7 protein-coding genes and 1 tRNA gene are annotated in these 4,425 nt (G+C 64.0%); 2 read left to right on the plus strand and 6 right to left on the minus strand.

Translation table 11 applies throughout. From position 1 onward, the window contains the following. A partial coding sequence (locus VMR03_RS15195) for a sulfatase-like hydrolase/transferase (RefSeq protein WP_325406695.1) occupies positions 1 to 472 on the minus strand: 472 nt, incomplete at its 3' end. Positions 473 to 552: 80 nt separating this feature from the next. Beyond that, the gene (locus VMR03_RS15200) at positions 553 to 999 is read right to left on the minus strand and encodes a MarR family winged helix-turn-helix transcriptional regulator (RefSeq protein WP_325406697.1); all 447 of its coding nucleotides are present in this window, start codon (positions 997 to 999) and stop codon (positions 553 to 555) included. 74 nt (positions 1,000 to 1,073) lie between these two features. Between VMR03_RS15200 and VMR03_RS15205 the strand changes: the two genes are divergently transcribed. After that, positions 1,074 to 1,433, plus strand: a complete 360-nt coding sequence (locus tag VMR03_RS15205) for a YciI family protein (RefSeq protein WP_325406699.1) — start codon at positions 1,074 to 1,076, stop codon at positions 1,431 to 1,433. A 96-nt stretch (positions 1,434 to 1,529) separates the two neighbouring features. On the opposite strand, the gene VMR03_RS15210 is transcribed toward VMR03_RS15205, so the two are convergent. Then, the gene (locus VMR03_RS15210; RefSeq protein ID WP_325406701.1) at positions 1,530 to 2,279 is read right to left on the minus strand and encodes an SDR family oxidoreductase; all 750 of its coding nucleotides are present in this window, start codon (positions 2,277 to 2,279) and stop codon (positions 1,530 to 1,532) included. A gap of 99 nt (positions 2,280 to 2,378) precedes the next feature. Here VMR03_RS15210 and VMR03_RS15215 point away from each other — a divergent pair, with 99 nt between their 5' ends. Next, positions 2,379 to 3,284, plus strand: coding sequence for an AraC family transcriptional regulator (locus VMR03_RS15215; protein ID WP_325406703.1), 906 nt, complete (start codon positions 2,379 to 2,381; stop codon positions 3,282 to 3,284). Positions 3,285 to 3,377: 93 nt separating this feature from the next. Here the strand turns inward: VMR03_RS15215 and VMR03_RS15220 are convergent, their stop codons facing one another. The 3 genes from VMR03_RS15220 to VMR03_RS15230 all read right to left on the minus strand — a co-directional run bounded on the left by VMR03_RS15220 (position 3,378) and on the right by VMR03_RS15230 (position 4,409). Next, positions 3,378 to 3,863: an SRPBCC family protein gene (locus VMR03_RS15220; RefSeq protein WP_325406705.1), complete on the minus strand. Its 486-nt coding sequence runs from the start codon at positions 3,861 to 3,863 to the stop codon at positions 3,378 to 3,380. Beyond that, positions 3,856 to 4,239, minus strand: a complete 384-nt coding sequence (locus tag VMR03_RS15225; RefSeq protein ID WP_325406707.1) for a metalloregulator ArsR/SmtB family transcription factor — start codon at positions 4,237 to 4,239, stop codon at positions 3,856 to 3,858. Before VMR03_RS15225 ends, VMR03_RS15220 begins: the two co-directional genes overlap by 8 nt. Before the next feature lie 93 nt (positions 4,240 to 4,332). Continuing rightward, positions 4,333 to 4,409: transfer RNA gene (locus VMR03_RS15230), tRNA-Arg, on the minus strand. Positions 4,410 to 4,425: the final 16 nt, after the last annotated feature.

Below are 4,425 nucleotides of genomic sequence, written 5' to 3' on the forward strand. Positions count from 1 at the left end.
TGTCCCGCGCGCCGTTCCGCCGGAGCCAGTCGGCGGCGATCGCATGCACCTCGTCGGCCGTCTCGAGCCCGTATTTGCCGACGTTATAGGCCTCGTCGAAACCCGCATACCAGTGGAAGGCTGAATGGCGATGCGCGAAGGAGCTGACGCTCACGGTTTTCAGGCCGGCGCGTTTCAGCCGCGAGGGAAAGCTGTCGATCTGCATGGTCGACCAGAATTGCCGGTCCGGTCCGCCGATCACCGGATCGGCATCGACGCCGCCGTGATTGACGACGCCATTGTGAATGCCGAACCGCCCCGTCAGCAGCGCCGTCCGGCTCGGCAGGCAGGGCGTGTCCGAGGCGTACACGTTGCGGAAGAGCAGACCCTCGCGCGCGATCCGGTCGATATTCGGGCTCGTCCGGCGGTGATAGCCATAGCAGCCGAGATGATCCGGCCGCAGCGTATCGATGTCGATATAAAGAAGTCTCATCCCGTCCCTCGCCTCCGATCCCCGGAGGAGCTAACAGGATTTCGGCCGCGGGTGCCAGAGGCGCGCCAGCGCTTTCCGCGCTACGACAGAAGGCGCAGCCCCTGACGCAGCGTCTCCGCGTCCGGCGTCGCGAGCAGACGTTCCATCTCCTTCTGCGTCCGCTCCCAGACAGGCATCGCCGAGGCGAGAAGCGCGCGGCCGGCCGCCGTGAGTTTCAACAGACGCCCGCGCCGATCCTTTGGATCGACGGCGACCGAGACGAGACGGCGGCGGGTCAACGGCTTCAGGCTCGCCGTCAACGTCGTCCGATCCATGGCGAGAAGCGCAGCGACGGAGCCGATCGACGGCGGCGCCTCACGGTTCAACGACATCAGCAACGAGAACTGCCCGCTTGTGAGCCCGAGCGGGCGGAAGGCCTCGTCGAAGCGGCGCGCAATCATCCGTGCCGCGCGTTGCGTCGCAAGACACAGGCAATGATCGCGAACTTGCAGCGTCTTTTGGTAGGGAACGGTCCTGGAGGTTGACATGATCCTGAATAGGTTGATATCAACTTATTGTCAATCCTCGTCGACAACGTGAAGTTTCAATTGTGGAGGAGCCCATGAAGACCTTTCTGGCGATCTATCTCGGCAGCGCCGCCTCGCCGCGACAGGCGGAATGGGGCGCACTCGACGAGGCGACACGGCAGCAGCGTATCGCGGCGGGCATGCAGGCATGGGGAGGCTGGATGAAGACCCACGAGGCCGAGGTCGTCGTCGCGGGCGGTCCGCTCGGCAAGACGAAGCGCATCTCGCCCTCCGGCATCGCGGATACGCGGAACGATCTGGCGGGTTATGTCGTCGTGCGGGCCGAGTCTCACGAGGCAGCGGCCAGGATGTTCGAGAACCATCCCCATTTCGCGATCTTCCCCGGCGAAGCGGTCGAGATCATGGAATGCCTGCCGATCCCCGGCCAAGGGTAACGGACGGGCCTGGCTGAAAACGGACAATTGGCGGAATGGCGGTCCGCGTCCTGGCGCGGACCGCCCTGGTCTGGTGGTTGAACTGCGTTGGACCGCTCAGCGAGCCTCGGCCATCCACTGCACCGCGTCCTCACCCGCAGGAATCTGGAATGGCGCGCTCGGATCGATGGCCGCCTGCCAGACCGCTTCCGCCACATCGGTCGCATGGGTAACCGGACCTGTACTCTCGCGGAAATTGGCGATCATGCCCTCGATCAGCGGCTTGTAGTCAGGATTATCCAGCCCGCGCAGATGCGGCATCGCATTGTTGCTGAAACTGGTCTCAGGTGAGCGGCCAGGAAGGACGATGTGCACGCGTACACCGAAGGGCTCCATTTCGGCGGCCAGGGACTCGGAGAGGGCGTTTACGGCCGCCTTGCTCGCCCGGTAAACGCTGACCAAGGGCAGCGGCTTCAGGGTCGCGCTGGAGGTCACGTTGATGATCGTCCCGCTGCGGCGCGCGCGGAACCTGGGCAGCACCGCCTGAACCATGGCCAGTGTGCCGAGCATATTGGTCTCGAACAGCTGGCGCGCCGTCTCAGGCTCGATCAACTCGATCGGCACGGCGGCACCGAACCCCGCATTGTTCACCAGCACGTCAATGCCGCCTTCTTTCTCGAAGACATTGGCGATGCTCGCTGGATCGGTGACGTCGAGCGACAGGACGGTGAGGCTGTCGGACGCCGGAAGGATCGCGTCTTTGGGATGGCGCATCGTGGCGACGACCTTCCAGCCGCGCTCGAGGAACAGCTTCGCGGTTTCGAGGCCGAAGCCGGATGAACAGCCGGTGATCAAAACTTTGGGCATGAGAAACTCCGGGAGGGTTGTTGGTATTTCCCGAGGTAGTTATTACTTACAGGACCTTCTATCGGTGAAAATCCAGAATCGATTGGCGATAGTCCTGAAATGACGGTTGATCCGCTGGCCGAGATCGTGACGCTGCTTCAGCCCTCGGCCAGCTTCTCCAAGCTGGTTGAATATGCCGGGCGATGGCGCATCAATCGCGATGTCGAGAGCAAGCCCGTCTATTTCGCGGTTCTGGAAGGCCAATGCCGGATCATCGTCGCGGGGCGCCCGCCGATCATCATCGGCGTCGGCGATTTCGTCTTGTCGCCCTCGACCAGCGTCCAGGCGATCGAGAGTATCGATGCACCGCCACGTGGAATCGACATGGTGCCGACTGAGCTTGGCGAGGGCCGATACCGGGTGGGCTCCGGACAAGCGCCGGTCAATCTCCGGATGCAGGTCGGGCTATGCAGCTTCGCTTCGCCGGATGCGGCGCTGCTCGTATCCCTTCTGCCGGCGATGGTCGTGGCGCGCGGCGAACCCCGGCTCGCGCAGTTGCTGCAGTTGGTCGGCGACGAGACCCGGCAGTCGCGGCCCGCGCGCGAGCTAGTGTTGGAACGTCTCCTCGAAGTGCTCCTGATCGAAGCCCTGCGTTGCGGCACCGATCTCGCCGCGGGGCCGAGCGTCGCGCGCGGGCTCTCCGACGACCGCCTGGTGGCTGCCCTGCGCGCGATCCATGCGCGGCCGGCGCATGGCTGGACGGTCGCCGATCTCGCCGCCGAGGCCGCGATGTCGCGCTCGGCCTTCTTTGCTCGGTTCAGCCGCATCGTCGGTCTTCCGCCGATGGAATATCTGTTGGCTTGGCGCATGGCACTCGCCAAACGTTTGCTGTGCAATCGTGAACTGGCGATCGAACAAATCGCCGCCCAGGTCGGCTATGGTTCGGCGAGCACCTTCAGCACCGCCTTCACCCGTCGTGTCGGGATGCCGCCGATGCGATACGCCCGAACGACAGCCGCGACCTGAGCCAGCGCTTCCGACCGCGATGCCTGCTGAGCTACGGGTGCCGGGCGGGGTTTCCCCTAGGCGATTGGCGGCAAACTAGAGGAAAGCGGCGTGTCATCGCCTCCGCGCCTGCACATGTCGCGCGAGTTTGTCGAGCGTCTGGCCGCCATATTCGACGGCGCCAAATCCGATTGTCGCTTCGCGTTGCGCCCTGGTCGGATGCATCTGGCGCAAGGTGACGATCGTCTTGCCGTTGGCCTGCTCGTCGAAAGTCACCAGCATTCGAAACGCCGACGGGTCTTCATCCTGATCGGAGCCATGGTCGACCTCGATCAAGGCAGGCGCCTCCACCCGGAGAAAGATCATGCGGTTGCCGTAGCGCGCTCCGTCCGGCGCAATCATGTCGAAGCGCCATTGTCCGCCGGGTCGGATGTCGATCTCCTTGGTCTCGATCGTAAAGCCCTCCGGCCCGAACCATGCGGGCAACTGCGCCGGATCTGTCCAGGCTTCGAAGACGAGGCTGCGCGGCGCGTCGACAACGCGCGCAATGACGATCTCGCGGTCGAGAGGCCACTCCGACCAGGGCGACAAATCACTCATCGTTACGCATCTCCTTCTTGCGGCGTTGAATGTGGGCGTCCATCCGGTCAAGTCGCGCGGCCCAGATGCGGAGGTGTTCGCTGAGCCAGATATCCGTCTGGCGCAGCGCTTCCGGTTTGAGAGCGCACATGCGAACCCGGCCCGTCTTGCGCGTTTCGAGCAATCCGCCGTCTTCAAGGACGCGAATGTGTTTCAGGAAGGTGGGCAGGCCGATACTGAACGGCTCGGCGAGTTCGCCCACAGATGCCTCTCCCAGGCATAGGCGCGCGACAACCGCGCGGCGCGTCGGATCGGAAAGCGCGGCAAATGCGCGGTCGAGCTGATGTCGTTGGTTTTCCATACGGCAAAGTATTGCGCGGCGCCCCTTCGCCGTCAAGACACTTCGTTGATTGGCGAAGTATGCGGCACATACGAAGGGTGGCCCCGGTCATGGCCGGGATCGACGTTGCGTCGGGTGATGTCTGCGAAATGGCGCACCCGAGAGGATTCGAACCTCTGACCTCTGCCTTCGGAGGGCAGCGCTCTATCCAGCTGAGCTACGGGTGCCGGGCGGGGTTTCCCC

The sequence above is a fragment of the Parvibaculum sp. genome (assembly GCF_035511255.1).
Taxonomy (GTDB): Bacteria; Pseudomonadota; Alphaproteobacteria; order Parvibaculales; family Parvibaculaceae; genus Parvibaculum.

Bases quoted from the DNA above. Each gene is read 5' to 3' on its own strand.
- VMR03_RS15200 (WP_325406697.1), bottom strand. From the start codon at position 999: ATGTCAACCTCCAGGACCGTTCCCTACCAAAAGACGCTGCAAGTTCGC.
- VMR03_RS15205 (WP_325406699.1), top strand. From the start codon at position 1,074: ATGAAGACCTTTCTGGCGATCTATCTCGGCAGCGCCGCCTCGCCGCGA.
- VMR03_RS15210 (WP_325406701.1), bottom strand. From the start codon at position 2,279: ATGCCCAAAGTTTTGATCACCGGCTGTTCATCCGGCTTCGGCCTCGAA.
- VMR03_RS15215 (WP_325406703.1), top strand. From the start codon at position 2,379: ATGACGGTTGATCCGCTGGCCGAGATCGTGACGCTGCTTCAGCCCTCG.
- VMR03_RS15220 (WP_325406705.1), bottom strand. From the start codon at position 3,863: ATGAGTGATTTGTCGCCCTGGTCGGAGTGGCCTCTCGACCGCGAGATC.